Raw genomic sequence first — 13139 nt, forward strand, 5'->3', positions numbered from 1 at the left:
GGTGTACCCGAAAAAAGAGCATGCTAAGCACGGGTTTAGATCCGGGGCGCCCTCTGGTCCGCCCAAGGCAGGCGCGTGTGGGCGACGACGCGGATTTTCTGCACCGAGGGGTCCTGGGCCCCCGGGACTACCATCCCCGCCTCGACCCCGCTGCGGAGGTAGTCGACGACTGCCTCGTTGATGTTCTCCCCCGGCACGACGATCGGGATTCCCGGCGGGTAGGGCGTGAGCTGCTCGGCGGCGATCCGGCCCACGGCGTCCTTCGCGTCGACGAGCTCGGCCTCCGCGAAGAACGCCTCACGCGGGGGCATCGCGGGCTCGAGCTCGAGCTCCTCAGGGGTCGGGAAGTCGACCGGCTTGGGGCGCGGGAGATTCGGTGCCGCCTCGGCCAGTCGCTTGAGGGAGCTGAGGAGGCGGTCCGCCGTCTCAGGCGTGTCCGCGAGCGAGAGCGCGGCCTGGATGTGGTCGTGGTCGAAGAGGCTCAGGTCGAGGCCCTCGTGCTCACGCAGCCAGTCCCCCGCGTCGTAGCCGCTCACGTCGAGGCCGGAGACGTCCATGAGGACCTGGAGCCGGTCAAGATCATGCGAGGACTCCGCGCCGAGCAGCTCGTCGTCGAGCACGTGGAAGCCGGGCAGCGCGTCGATCTCGCGCCGGAGGTTCCGGGCGACGTCGAGGGCATCCCCCAGCACTCGGTGTCCCTCGCTGACCATGTGGCGGCGCCACCCGTCGATCGCCGAGAGGATGAGCACGTTCGTGCTCGTGGTGCCGAGGAGGTCGGCGCACGAGGACAGCCGGTAGCTGTCCACAAGATCGCCCTGCAGATGGAAGACCGATCCCTGCTCGAAGCCAGCGCCCATCTTGTGGACGCTCACGACGCACACGTCTGCGCCGGCGTTCATGGCCCACGTCGGGAGATCCTCGTGGAACGGAAGGTGAGCGCCCCATGCCTCGTCGACGATGAGCGGCTTGCCGTGGCGGTGGCAGACCTCCGCGATGCCGGCGATGTCCGCGCATGTGCCGTACGGCGTCGGACTCACGATAAGGCACCCCGCGGCGCGCGGGTAGCGGGCGAAGCCTTCGTCGACTGCCTCGGGCGACGGCGGGTGCGCGATGTGCCGCTGCGGGTCCCACGACGGCGAGACCCAACGGGGCATGAGGCCCGCGAACACGAGGCCGGCGACGACGGACTTGTGCACATCCCGTGCGACGAGGAGCTGCCCCTTCCCTCCCGCGACGGCGAGCATCGCGGCCTTCACCGAGAGGGAGCTGCCGCACGTGGAGAAGAATGCCTGGTCCGCGCCCACGGCCTCTGCCATGAGCTCCTCCGCCTGCTTCAGGATCCCGTTGGACGACTTGCGATCGTCGAGGCCTCCCGTCATGAGGACGTCAGAGCGGAAGGCGTCCATCCCGATGGCGTGAAGGGTCTCCTCGTCCACACCCCGGCCCTCACGGTGGCCCGGGGGCGTGAAGCCGTAGTGATCAGACTTCTTGTAGTCCTCGAGTGCCGCAAGAATAGGGGCTTCGCTCTGGTCCATTCGGCTCTCTTTCTGGATCAATCGTCTTGGGGACTTTCCTTGGCCTCCACGATCACGTCGCCGTGGGGTTGGTCTGGAGCGGGCTGATCCGGTCCGTGGGAGATATCCTCCGGTTCCGGCAGGAGGGCCGGTTCAGGGGTGCGAACGACGACGGCGGGCACGGCGAGGAACATGACGACGCACAGCGCGGCGAGGGCGCCCGCGACGATCCAGGACTCGATCCGGCCGAGGACGACGTCGAAGATGAGTGCTGCCGTGCCGACGATGAGCAGGGCCGCGAGTCCGAGGCCGACCTTGGCTGCCCACGCACCGCTCGTCACGAGACGGTTCTTCACCTGGCGCCGGAACAGGCGGCGATGGACCGCGAGCGGCATGAGCACAACTGAGAGCGCCGTCGCCGCGATGATGACGAGCGCGAGGTACAGGGTTTTCTCGTAGGGGTCGAGGACACTGAAGCGGTTCTGGAACGGGAGGGTCAGGAGGAAGCCGGCGATGAGCTGGAGGCCGGTCTGGAGGATCCGGAGCTCCTGCAGGATCTCTGCCCAGTTCCGGTCGAGCTTCTCGGCATACGTCTCACGGCGGTGGTAGAGCGCGTAGCGCACGCCGTTCCGATCGACTTCGCCCTGTCCGTCCGGATCAGTGATATCGGATGACATCGATAGCTCCGCCGCTCCTTCCATACTGGCTGGCCGCACTGGCTCGCGGCGCTGGCTGGCGAACGACTGGATCGGAACGGATGAAACTGACCAGCCCAATCGGACCGACCGCCGGCGGCTGAGCCGCCAGCGGTACGGTGCGATTCCTTTCAGTCGTCCGGTATAGCCGGACCACCTGGGCCGAACGGATCCGGGGGTCCCCCCGGTCCCGGGAACGGCTGGTTGGGGTCAGGTGGCCCATCAGGTCCGCGGCCAGGTTCCGGCTGCTCCGGAGGCAACCCCGGAACGGGGTCAGGCGACGGTTCTGGTCGCTCCTCCGGTGGAAGCGTGGTCTCGGACGTCACAGTCATGACTGCGAACATGGTCCTCCTCACGGCGTCTCGGTTACTCGGACATCAGGTTCTTTCCCGTTTCGGCGGCCGCTACACCATACGGTAACGCCCCTCCGGTCACTGCGAAATGGAGGAAAGCACCGGGCCCGCTATCTCAGCACGCGGCCCAGAACCTCCGTCGCCTCGGCCTCCCGGTCCGGGACCGTCGTCGGGCTCTCGAGATGCACCGCGTGCGAGGGCAGGATGCCAGCCCCGCCGTACCGCTCCATGACGCGCCACTGGGCCACGACGTCCTCGCCGGCGTGTGAGCTGGGAAGGTCACGCCAGAACTCGAAGCCGCCGCACTCGACGAGCACGTCCCGCCGGAACAGCGCACAGCCGCCGACCCACGCGATGCGGTAGGCGAGCCATCCGCCGGGGCGCAGCCGCCCATCGGCGAGCGCGCGGGCTGCGAGGTGGGCCGGATTGGCAGCGTTGTGCAGGGTCCAGCGCGCGAAGCCCGGCTCGTGCCGCCCGAGCCGCTCGGGCTCGACCGGGCCGTCCCAGGGTTCGAACGGCTCGAGCTCCCGTTCCCGCCGATTGTCGAGGTACGAGAGCCCCTGGACGGCCATGCCGACGAAGCCCGCGTCCGTCACGTCGAGAGCCTCCCGGAGCGTGCGGACGGCGTTCGGCGCCAGCCACACGTCGTCGTCGAGGAACAGCACACGTGGCGCAGCGGACTGTTCGAGAAGGAACTGACGGTGCTCCGCCAACCCGCGGCGCGGCTCGTGGCGGCGGACCGCCACGCGGCGGCCCTGCGCCTCGAGCACCCGGAGCATGGCCTGCGCGGCGGGGTGCTCCCAGCTCGCCTCGCCGTCGCTTTGATCGCTCACGATGACGCCGAAGTCGGTCTCCGTCTGCGCCGTGAGCCCCGCGAGCGTGGTCGCGAGCTCGGCCGGGCGGTTGCGTGTGGGGATGAGGACCTCGAGCGGAGGCATCGCGTTCCCCCCGCGCCCCGGGCGCTCCCCCCATGCCTCCGGGCCGCGTGCCGTCACGAGAGCTCTCCCCGATCGGCGTTGCTGACGGCGTGGCGGCCGCGCTGAGAGGGCGCAGTCTTCCGCTCCACGTAGCCGAGCAGCTCGAGCCGCCCGCCCACCTCGCGCACGGCCGACTGCTCAGCGAGCATGCCGGGGAGGTAATCCCCGCCTTTGACGTAGACGTCCGGCCGAAGCTCGCGGATGAGCGGCACCGCGGTCTCCGAATCGAAGACGACGGCGCAGTCCACGGAACCGAGGGCAGCAACGACGGCGGCGCGATCCTCTTCGCCGACCACCGGCGATGCGCCGCGGAGCCGCCGCACCGACTCGTCGGAGTTGACCCCCACCACGAGCAGGCCACCATGGCGTGCGGCCTCGTCGAGGAACGCAGTGTGCCCGCGGTGCAGTTCGTCGAAGACACCGTTGGTGAGGACGACGGCGAAGCCCGCCTCGCGCGCCTCTTCGACGGCGCGCCGGGTCTCCTCCCAAGTTCGCACAGCGGTGGGCCGCTTGAGCGCCCGCTCCTCGCCCGCCGTCGTGCCCGTACTCGGGTGACCGGCCCCCCAGTTGCCAGCGCCCGTGGGGCGCGGCGTGCCTTCGAGCTCCGCGAGCAGCCGCTCGGACGTGCAGATCGAGGTCCCCGGGGACTCGACGACGACGTCGGCGGCAGCCTGGCCGACGTCGGCCGCCTCGTCGATCGCGAGCCCAGCGGCGAGGCCGAGCACGAGGCCCGCGACGAAGGTGTCGCCCGCTCCGACGGCGTTCTGCTCCGGCGCGGGGCGGGCGCGGGTCGTGTGGCTGGGGTGGCCCGTCTGGTCCGCGCTCAGCAGGATAGTGCCGTCACGGTCGAGGGTCACGAGGGTGTGCCGAGCCCCCGTGGCGCGGCTGATCTCCTCGGCGTGTTCGGCCGCCCACGTGATGCGGTCGACCCGCGGTACGGGCGAGCTCAGAAGCTCGGCCGCCTCGCTCGCGTTCGGCGTCACGACATCCGCGTGCAGGCTCGCCCAGCCTCCCGGATGGCGCGCGTCGACGACGAGTGCGCGGGCGCGCTCGCGTGCGGCGGGGCGGTCCAAGGCCACGAGCGCACCAAGGCCGTAGTCGCAGAGCACGACGGCGTCTGCGTCGCCGAACGCCGCGAGGGCGCGTTCGCACGCCTCCCGCGACTCGTCGTCCTCGGCCGGACGGCAGAAGTCGGAGCGAAGGAGCAGTTGGCCGTCGGCGACGAGCCGGGCCTTGACCGAGGTGGTGCGCCCGGGAAGCCGAACGATCGACTCCGTCTCGACGCCGGCCTCCTCGAGCCGCGCGACGAGCGCGTCGCCCGGCTCGTCGTCGCCCGCGACCCCCACGAGCCGCACACGGGCACCGAGGGCGGCGAGGTTCATCGCGGTGTTCGCCGCGCCGCCGGGCGCGTCGAGCGTGCGGTCCACGTCCAGCACTGGCACCGGGCCTTCGCGGCACAGCCGTTCGGCCGTCCCCTCCCAGCGCCGGTCCAGCAGGATGTCCCCCACAACGAGGACGCTCGGGCGCTTGCCGCGCAGGGTCTCGATCAGGTGCTCCGCTCCCATACTCAGTGTCTCCTTGCTCGGGCAGTGACAGGGGGTTCGAGGTGGACAGCCTTCGGGCGGCTCAGCTCGTCGAGAAGATTCGGTCCGAAACCCGCGGGCATCCCGGCCTGGGGTACGTTCGGCGCGTCGGAACCCGACGCGATCCCGTTGATGGTGAGCGCGGCCACGGGAAGCTCGGCCGCGGCAAGCTGGGCGTGGCCGATGTCCCGCGTGAGGACGGTCGCCGCGGGGCCCGACGGCGGTTCGGCGGCCTCCGCAAGCGCCTCCTCGAAGCTGTGCACGCCCATGACCGCTGCGACGGGCCCGCGCACCTCCTCGCGCATGACGGGCAGGAGGGGCGTGCAGGCGCCGAGGACTGTGGGGGGATAGTACGAGCCCGGCCCCTCGGGAATGCCCGCTCCCGTGACCGCGATCGCGCCACGGTCCACTGAAGCTGTCACGGAATCGTGGACCGAGCGGCGGGCTTGGTCGTCGACAAGCGGTCCCACACGCTGCGGATCGCCCCAGGCGATCGCCTCGCGGGCGAGCGCCCCCAAGAAGGGCTCTTCGACGTCGTCCATCACGAAGATTCGGCCCGCGGACCAGCGGAGCTGCCCAGCGTGCTGGAAGGCGGACTCCGCAACGCACGAGGCTGCCCACTCGACGTCCACGCCCCGGTCCACGATGACCGCTCCGTTGCCGGCCGGGACGCGAACAAGGCGAGCCCCCGCACGGTAAGCGGCCTCGGCTAGGCTCTCCGAAGTGTCCGCTCCCCCGACGTGGACGACGGCGTCGATGTGGCGGTCCCGTACGAGGGCCTCGGCGAGCTCGGCGTCGCCGAACACCGTGCTGAGGACGCCGGGCGGCGTCACCGACTCGAAGACCTCCCCCAGCCGACGGGCGACGAGCAGGCACCGCTCGCTCGGCTTGAGGACCGCGACGTTTCCTGCCGCGAGGCTTGCCCCCGCGACGGCGCACGCGGTCGCGACCGGATCGTCCCACGAGGTGAGGCCGAGCACGACGCCGTACGGCTCGAAGACCGTGAAGTCGAGGCCGGACACCACGCCTGCGAGGCTCGGGCCAGAGCGGAGAAGGCTCAGCTCGGCGTAGCGGCGAAGCGATTCGGCACCAGCGCGGATGCCGGCGAGCGCGTCCGCGAAGATGCGGCCCGTCTCGCGTGCATTGAGGTCCGCAAGGTCCTCGGCGGCGTCGTCCACCGCGGCCGCGAGTTCACGCAGGGCGGCCGCCCGATCAGCCTGAGGCGAGCGGCGCCACTCGATCCACGCCTGACGCGCCGTGCGCAGGACCGCCTCGGCGCGATCCGGATCGCTGAACGGAACGGACGCAAGCAACCCACCTGTGCGCGGGTCCCGGCGTCGGCCTCCCTCCGAGGCCTGGGCCTCACTCCGAGCAGCCTCCACGAGCGGGAGCGGCGCGGTGAGAGGCTTCGACTGTGCTGCCCGGGCGGGCAAAGCAGAGCTCATCAAATCCTCCTGATTGAGTGCACCGAGGGGTTACCCGCGAGCCGTCGCCCCAACCACGCCACGCGCTCCCGCGTGCGTTTCCGCACGCGTTTCCCGCGCGTTTCGGAGGCCCAAGTTTCCTGCTGCATCCGGGAGGGTAGCCCTCCTGCATGACAGACACGCCTGAGCCCTTCGACGGCGTCGAGCGCATCGCGATCCTGCGCGGAGGCGGGATCGGCGACCTGCTCTCGACGCTGCCCGCACTCGAGTCGATCCGCGCCGTCTACCCGACAGCCGAGCAGATCATGCTGACGACCCCGCTCCTCGCGAGCCTGCTCGAGGACCGTCCCGGCCCGGTGGACCGGACCGTCGTCATGCCTGTCTTCCCCGACGCCGTCGCCCCCGACGGGCGCGGCTGGCGAGAGCACCCCGAGACCATCGAGGTCATCGAGAAGCTGCGGGCCGAGGGCATCGACCTCGCGCTTCAGCTCCACGGCGGGGGCCGAAACTCCAACCCGTTCGTCAACGCCCTCGAAGCCCGCCACACCGTGGGCTGCGCGACGCCCGACGCCGAACCGCTCGAGCGCGTCATCCCCCACCTCTACTACCAGCGCGAAGCCGCCCGCTGGCTCGAGGTCGTCGCGCTCGCCGGCGCGGCCGCCGTCGACCATGAACCGCACTTCATCGCCACACCCTCGGACGCGGAGGCCGGCGAGCCGTGGCTCGTGCCCGGGGCGCCCGGGCTCGTCGTCGTGCACGCGGGGGCGACCGACCCCCGCCGCCGGTGGCCCGCCGAGCGCTTCGCCGCCGTGGCCGCGGAACTTGCGCGTGACGGCTGGCAGGTCATCGTGGTCGGAGATCCGGGCGAGCGGGAACTCGCGGACGGGATCGCGGAGAGGGCCGTTGAGGTCGCCGGAAGCGCCAAGGAGCTCATCTCCTCCGCGGCGGGACGCACTACGGTGAGGGCCCTCGTGGGGCTACTCGCGCACGCGCGCCTCGTCGTCGCGAACGACAGCGGGCCCCGGCACCTCGCCCAGGCACTCGGGACTCCGACGGCGTCCGTCTACTGGGTCGGGAACCTCATCAACGCGGGGCCAGAGGGCCGGCGGCTCCACCGCGTCCAGATCGCATGGCGGGGCGACTGCCCCGTGTGCGGCTCCGACGGCACCAACCCGTTCGGCCGGCACTGCAACCACGCCGTCACCTGGGTCGATGCGGTACCGACCGAGGCCGTGCTCCAGGACGCGAGGGACCTGCTGGCGGGGCACTGAGCTCGGGCTGGGGACTCTCTTGTGGCGACGCGCGCTCTTGTCGGGCACCCTCTTATGGCCGGGCACTCTCTTATGGCGGCGCGCCGCAGCTCGACTTTCGGCCCCGGCGAAACCACAGGTCCCCCTCGATCTCCGCGAAACCGCAGCCAACGGACGAGACCACAGGTAATCCCCTGTGGTCTCGTCCGTTAGGTCGGGTCTCGTCAGACGTGGTCTCGTCTGCAGCTCGGGTCGCGCGGCTCACCGACCCTGCAGCGGGCCGCCGCGCACCGAAGGCGGAGGTTTCGCACGAAAGCGCAGGTTTGGTGCCAACGCGTACGTTTCTCCGCCCCCAAACGTCCGCTCTCGCAGCAAACCTACGCTCTCGTCGCAAACCTACGCTTTCGCGTCAAACATGCACCCTCGCTCGCCCCAGGGCCCTCTCCCCTCTCCCCGAAACCCCAGCTATCGGACGAGGCCACGGGTAATCCCACACGGTCTCGCCGAGACCGTGTGCAATCCTGCTCGGTTTCGCCGAGACCACAGGTAATCCCCCTCGGTCTCCCGCGAGAGCGCAGCCAAACGGACGAGACCACAGGTAATCCCCTGTGGTCTCGTCCGTTAGGTCGGGTCTCGTCGAATAGGTCGCGTCCGTTAGGTCGGGTCTCGTCAGACGTGGTCTCGTCTGCAGCTCGGGTCGCGCAGCTCACGGACCCAGCAGCGGGCCGCCGCGCACCGAAGGCGGAGGTTTTGCACGAAGGCGCGGGTTTGGTGTCAATGCGTACGTTTCTCCGCTTCCAAACGTCGGCTCTCGCTGCAAACCTACGCTCTCGTCGCAAACCTACGCTCTCGCGGCAAACGTGCACCCTCGCGCTTCGCGGGTCACTGTCCATCTGTGACGAAACCACAGCTATCGGACGAGACCGTAGGCAATCCTGCTCGGCCTCGACGAGACCACAGGTAATCCCCCTTGGTCTCCCGCGAGAGCGCAGCCAAACGGACGAGACCACAGGTAATCCCCTGTGGTCTCGTCCGTTAGGTCGGGTCTGGTCTGTTAGGTCGGGTCTCGGCGGCGCTGTACTCGGGTTCGCCAAACCACCAGCGCGCCCGACTACCCGGGGCGCCGGACTACCCGGCCCCCTCGGGGGCTTTACGGCCAGGAGTCTTCCATCGAGCCCATCACGAGGAGCTCCCGCACCTCGCACCCGCGCGGCTGCGAGAGCGCGAAGATCACCGAGCGGGCGGTGTCCGAGGGCCGGTTGAGGTTGGTCCGGTCGTGGGGCTTGTACTCCTCGGGCCGGTCGTCAAAGAACGCGGTGTCCATGCCGCCGGGGATGAGCGTCGTGACCCCGACCCGCCCCTTGAGCTCGGCCGCGAGAGCCCGGGTGAAGCCGATCACGCCGAACTTCGAGGCGCAGTAGGCTGTCGCCCCTCCGGCGCCGCGCAGTCCGAGCGTCGAGGCCACCGTGACGACCCGCCCGTGGCTGCGCAGGAGGTGCGGGAGCGCCGCGCGGACGACGGCGGCCGTGCCGAGCAGGTTGACCGAGATCACCTTCTCCCACTCCTCGGCAGGGACCTCGTTGAGCTCGCCGCAGCGGTCGATGCCCGCCGCACACACGATCGCGTCGATTCCCCCGGCCTCCTCGGCCACCTGTGCGACGGCAGCCTCAGCAGCCTCGCGTCCCGAGAGGTCCACGACCCAGCCACGCGCGGGCGCCTCGACAGCCTGGCGGTCGAGCACGAGCGGGAGAGCGCCCTCGGCGACGAGCGCCTCGACCACGGCGGCGCCGAGCCCCGAGGCGCCGCCCGTGACGAGGACGCGCGCACCCTTGAGGGGGTGACTCTGATCGGTCATCGTCTCCGGGATGGTGTCCATGCTTTGCGTCATCTATTCGTTCCTCTCTCTGTCATTTACCAGCCGAGGCGTTTACCAGCCGAGGCGTTCCCCAGCCGAGGCCTCTGCTAGCCCAGGCTTGCGATTGCCGCGGCGAGACCCGTCGTCGAGCGTCCGGGCTGAAGCGGCACGGTCACGACCTCGCCGCCCCACGAACGGAGCTGCTTCGACTCGGGGAGATCGTCGGGGTTGTAGTCCGCGCCCTTGACCCACACATGGGGACGCAGGGTTGCGAGCACGGCCTCGGGCGTGTCCTCGGTGAAGATCTCGACGGCGTCCACGCAGCTCAGGGCCTGAAGCAGCTCGGCGCGGTCGTGCTCGTTCATGACGGGCCGTTCGGGGCCCTTGAGCCGTCGGATCGAGTCGTCCGAGTTGAGGCACACGATGAGGCAGTCGCCCAAGGCCCGCGCCGCCTGCAGGAGGTGGAGGTGCCCCGCGTGCAGGAGGTCGAAACAACCGCCCGCAGCGACAACGGTTCCCCCCGCGGCCCGGACACGCCGTGCGAGGGCGACGGCGGACGATTCCGACGCGGCGCCGGTCCCCTCCGCTTCCGGGAACCCGGGCTGGCCTCCCCGGCGCAGGGACGCGACGCCGCCGGCCGCAAGGAACGCGGCGGCCGTCGCGACGGCCCCCTCGGTCGCGGCTCCGAGCGGCTCACCGTGGGCGAGCGCGATGGCGAGCGACGACGCAAAGCGGTCGCCCGCGCCGCACGGGTCCTCGATCCGCAGGCCGGCAGAGGGCACCGCGACGTGGGTGTCGCCGTCGGGCGCGCACACGAGCGCACCCCGCTCGCCGAGCGTCACGACCACGGCCTTCGACCCCCACCGCTGCCGCAGGCGGCCTGCGGCGACGGCGACGGCGCCTGGTTCGTCGACCTCGCGGCCCGAGAACGTGAGCAGCTCTGACAGGTTCGGCGTCACCGCCGCGGCGCCCGAGATGGGGCGCGCCCCGCGGGGATGCGGGTCCCACACGACGGGGACGCGCCGCGCGACGGTCTCCAGGGCCGCGCGGACCGTGGGCACGCTCATGAAGCGGCGCCCGTAGTCGGCGACGACGACGGCGTCCGCCTCCTCGAGCACGGACAGCAGCGCGAAGTCCACCTCCGGGTAGGGGGGCGTCGCACACCCCTCGTCCACGCGAGCGATCCTCTGGCCGCTTGCCGTGAGGCGCATCTTCACCGGAGTCGGCGCCCCCAGCGGGGCTGCGTGGACGCGGACCGGCCCCAGCAGCGCGCGGAGGCGGGCCGCGGCGTCGTCGTCCGCGAGCGCGGTGACGAGGTCGACTTCGTGGCCGTCGTCTGCAAGGAGCGTCGCGACGAGCCCTGCGCCGCCTGCGCGCTCGAGGCGGTCGTCGACGTCGAGGACGGGCACGGGGGCGTCGGGGCAGAGCCGCTCGGCGTGGCCGACGAGGTCGATATCGAGCAGGGTGTCGCCGACAACGGCAATCTTCATATCAGTCCTCCTCTTCCGCCACGCACGCGTCGAAGCACTCGCACAGGGCGTGGATGGCGATCAGCTGAGCTTCCTGGACGTGGCAGTTGCGCCCCTCGAGCGTGAGGGCCTCGTCGACGGCGGCCGAGAGCGGGTTGGGCCCAGGACCGGTGAGGGCCCAGCTGAGCGCGCCGACCTCGTGTGCGGCTTGGGCTGCCGCGACGAGGTTGGGGCTCTTGCCGCTCGTGGAGAGCAGGACGACGACGTCGCCGGGCCGAGCGTGAGCGCGCACCTGACGGGCGAACACCTCGTCGTACCCGTAGTCGTTGCCGATCGCGGTCATCGCCGAGGTGTCGCCGTGGAGGGCGATCGCCGAGAAGGGCCGCCGCTCGCCGTCGTACCTCCCGACGAGCTCCGCGGTGAGGTGCTGCGCCTCGGCGGCGGAGCCCCCGTTGCCGGCCGCGAGGAGGCGACCGCCCGAGGCGAGCCGATGCGCGAGGGTCTGCGCCCAGCGCGCGAGGACGGCAGACTGCAGCCGCAGCGAGTCAAGCGCCTGGCTCGCGTCCTCGATGTGCTCGAGGACGCCGTCCGAGAGCTGATCGTGAGGGAGCACGCGGAACCCGGCGGGGCCGAGGGGGCCGCCGGAGCGGATAGCGGTGAGTCCTCCGGCGGGTGTGGCCGTGAGGGACTGTTCGCGGAGCACGCGGGTCGTCTTCATCGAGCCCCCTCTCCGACTCGCCGAAGACGGCTCCTGGACGCCGCCACATCGGCTTCGGGTTCCTCCCAATGATCGAGCATGGCGCGGTAGATCCTCTCCGTGTCGGATGCGACCCGGTCCCATGTGTAGCGTGTTCGGGTCCGCTCGACCCCTGCCGCGCCGAAGCGGGCCCGCAGCTCGGGGTCGTCGGCGAGGATCGCGATCGCGTCGGCGAGCGCGGCCGGGTGCTTGGGCGGCACGTGAATTCCGGTGACGCCGTCGACAACCGATTCCTGGAGCCCGCCGACGGCGGAGACGATGACAGGGACGCCACACGCCATGGCCTCGAGCGGGACGATCCCGAACGGTTCGTACCAGGGCGTGCAGACGACGGCGTCGAGGCTCCGGAACAGTTCGGGCATCTCGTCGCGCGGGACCTGGCCGACGAAGATGACCTGGCCGCCCACGCCGAGGGACTCGGCGAGTTCGCGGAGCCTGCGTGCCTCGGGGTCGGACGCGATGCGGTCCTTGCCGCTCGTGCCGCCGACCACGAGGAGTTCGACGTCCCGCCGCCCGGAGGCGGCGAGCAGTGCAAGCGCGGAGACCACGATGTCGACGCCCTTGCGCGGCACAAGCCGCCCGACGACGGCGAGGCGGAGCCGCTTGCCGCGGGCGCGCGCCGGACCGTCCGGCGTGAACTTCTCGACGTCGACGCCGCACGGCGCGACCGAGATCCGCCGCCGGTTCACGCCGAGCTGCCGGAGCTCGAACGCCTCGTCCGGGCACGTCGCGATGACGCGGTCCACGCTGCGCGCTACCCAGGGCTCGAGGAATTCGCGCTCGGCCGGGCTCGTGTCGTCCGTGCCTTGGTGCCGCCGCTTCACGACGCCGAGCGCGTGGAACGTCTCGGCGACGACGGGCGGCGGAAGGAGCTGCTTCTGGAGCTTCCCGACCGCCTCGATGCACGCTATTCCGGACATCCAGAAGTGCCCGTGGACGATGTTCGGCGGGTTGTCCGTCCAGTAGTTCGCGAGCTGCTCGGCGAACGCGGGAATGTACGGCAGGAGCTTGTCCTTCGGCACGGCCCGGGCGGGCCCGGCATCGACGTTGACGAGCCGGACGCCGTTGGGGAGCGTCTGCTCCCAGTGGAGCCGCTCGCTGTCGCGCCGGGTGAAGACGGTGACGTCATGGCCCCGTCGCACGAGGGCGGCCGAGAGCTCGGCCACGTGCACGTTCTGCCCACCCGCATCAACTCCACCCACGGTGGCGAGCGGACTGGCGTGTTCGGACACCATCGAGATTCTCATTGTGCTCTCTCTCCT

At 71.0% G+C, this 13139-nt stretch carries 10 protein-coding genes; 1 reads left to right on the forward strand and 9 read right to left on the reverse strand.

The window, feature by feature from the left end:
* Nucleotides 1-35: 35 nt before the first annotated feature.
* From L0M17_RS22555 to L0M17_RS17255, 5 genes are all read right to left on the reverse strand, one after another.
* Nucleotides 36-1535, reverse strand: a complete 1500-nt coding sequence (locus L0M17_RS22555; RefSeq protein ID WP_290427288.1) for an aminotransferase class I/II-fold pyridoxal phosphate-dependent enzyme — start codon at nucleotides 1533-1535, stop codon at nucleotides 36-38.
* A 17-nt stretch (nucleotides 1536-1552) separates the two neighbouring features.
* Complete coding sequence (locus L0M17_RS17240) at nucleotides 1553-2191, reverse strand: DUF6328 family protein (protein ID WP_241055640.1); 639 nt, start codon at nucleotides 2189-2191, stop codon at nucleotides 1553-1555.
* Nucleotides 2192-2672: 481 nt separating this feature from the next.
* Nucleotides 2673-3500 (reverse strand): glycosyltransferase family 2 protein, encoded by an 828-nt coding sequence (locus L0M17_RS17245; RefSeq protein WP_241055641.1) that lies wholly within the window; start codon nucleotides 3498-3500, stop codon nucleotides 2673-2675.
* Nucleotides 3501-3553: 53 nt separating this feature from the next.
* On the reverse strand, nucleotides 3554-5104 hold the full coding sequence (locus tag L0M17_RS17250; RefSeq protein ID WP_241055642.1) for a PfkB family carbohydrate kinase: 1551 nt from the start codon (nucleotides 5102-5104) through the stop codon (nucleotides 3554-3556).
* Between the two features lie 2 nt (nucleotides 5105-5106).
* On the reverse strand, nucleotides 5107-6567 hold the full coding sequence (locus L0M17_RS17255; protein WP_241055643.1) for an aldehyde dehydrogenase family protein: 1461 nt from the start codon (nucleotides 6565-6567) through the stop codon (nucleotides 5107-5109).
* Between the two features lie 149 nt (nucleotides 6568-6716).
* Here L0M17_RS17255 and L0M17_RS17260 point away from each other — a divergent pair, with 149 nt between their 5' ends.
* The gene (locus tag L0M17_RS17260) at nucleotides 6717-7817 is read left to right on the forward strand and encodes a glycosyltransferase family 9 protein (protein ID WP_241055644.1); all 1101 of its coding nucleotides are present in this window, start codon (nucleotides 6717-6719) and stop codon (nucleotides 7815-7817) included.
* A gap of 1129 nt (nucleotides 7818-8946) precedes the next feature.
* Here the strand turns inward: L0M17_RS17260 and L0M17_RS17265 are convergent.
* From L0M17_RS17265 to L0M17_RS17280, 4 genes are all read right to left on the reverse strand, one after another.
* Nucleotides 8947-9651: an SDR family oxidoreductase gene (locus tag L0M17_RS17265; RefSeq protein ID WP_241056489.1), complete on the reverse strand. Its 705-nt coding sequence runs from the start codon at nucleotides 9649-9651 to the stop codon at nucleotides 8947-8949.
* Between the two features lie 107 nt (nucleotides 9652-9758).
* A complete protein-coding gene (locus tag L0M17_RS17270) occupies nucleotides 9759-11141 on the reverse strand; it encodes a PfkB family carbohydrate kinase (protein WP_241055645.1) in 1383 nt (460 codons plus the stop codon).
* Between the two features lies 1 nt (nucleotide 11142).
* Nucleotides 11143-11838, reverse strand: coding sequence for a D-sedoheptulose-7-phosphate isomerase (locus L0M17_RS17275; RefSeq protein WP_241055646.1), 696 nt, complete (start codon nucleotides 11836-11838; stop codon nucleotides 11143-11145).
* The gene (locus tag L0M17_RS17280; RefSeq protein WP_443729162.1) at nucleotides 11835-13124 is read right to left on the reverse strand and encodes a glycosyltransferase; all 1290 of its coding nucleotides are present in this window, start codon (nucleotides 13122-13124) and stop codon (nucleotides 11835-11837) included. The genes L0M17_RS17275 and L0M17_RS17280 overlap by 4 nt, the downstream gene beginning before the upstream one ends.
* Nucleotides 13125-13139: the final 15 nt, after the last annotated feature.

Source organism: Sinomonas terrae (assembly GCF_022539255.1).
In the GTDB taxonomy this organism is placed as follows: Bacteria; Actinomycetota; Actinomycetes; order Actinomycetales; family Micrococcaceae; genus Sinomonas; species Sinomonas terrae.

What these genes read in the sequence shown, in the direction of transcription:
- L0M17_RS22555 (WP_290427288.1), bottom strand. Translation starts at nt 1,535, where the DNA reads ATGGACCAGAGCGAAGCCCCTATTCTTGCGGCACTCGAGGACTACAAG.
- L0M17_RS17240 (WP_241055640.1), bottom strand. Translation starts at nt 2,191, where the DNA reads ATGTCATCCGATATCACTGATCCGGACGGACAGGGCGAAGTCGATCGG.
- L0M17_RS17245 (WP_241055641.1), bottom strand. Translation starts at nt 3,500, where the DNA reads ATGCCTCCGCTCGAGGTCCTCATCCCCACACGCAACCGCCCGGCCGAG.
- L0M17_RS17250 (WP_241055642.1), bottom strand. Translation starts at nt 5,104, where the DNA reads ATGGGAGCGGAGCACCTGATCGAGACCCTGCGCGGCAAGCGCCCGAGC.
- L0M17_RS17255 (WP_241055643.1), bottom strand. Translation starts at nt 6,567, where the DNA reads ATGAGCTCTGCTTTGCCCGCCCGGGCAGCACAGTCGAAGCCTCTCACC.
- L0M17_RS17260 (WP_241055644.1), top strand. Translation starts at nt 6,717, where the DNA reads ATGACAGACACGCCTGAGCCCTTCGACGGCGTCGAGCGCATCGCGATC.
- L0M17_RS17265 (WP_241056489.1), bottom strand. Translation starts at nt 9,651, where the DNA reads ATGACCGATCAGAGTCACCCCCTCAAGGGTGCGCGCGTCCTCGTCACG.
- L0M17_RS17270 (WP_241055645.1), bottom strand. Translation starts at nt 11,141, where the DNA reads ATGAAGATTGCCGTTGTCGGCGACACCCTGCTCGATATCGACCTCGTC.
- L0M17_RS17275 (WP_241055646.1), bottom strand. Translation starts at nt 11,838, where the DNA reads ATGAAGACGACCCGCGTGCTCCGCGAACAGTCCCTCACGGCCACACCC.
- L0M17_RS17280 (WP_443729162.1), bottom strand. Translation starts at nt 13,124, where the DNA reads ATGAGAATCTCGATGGTGTCCGAACACGCCAGTCCGCTCGCCACCGTG.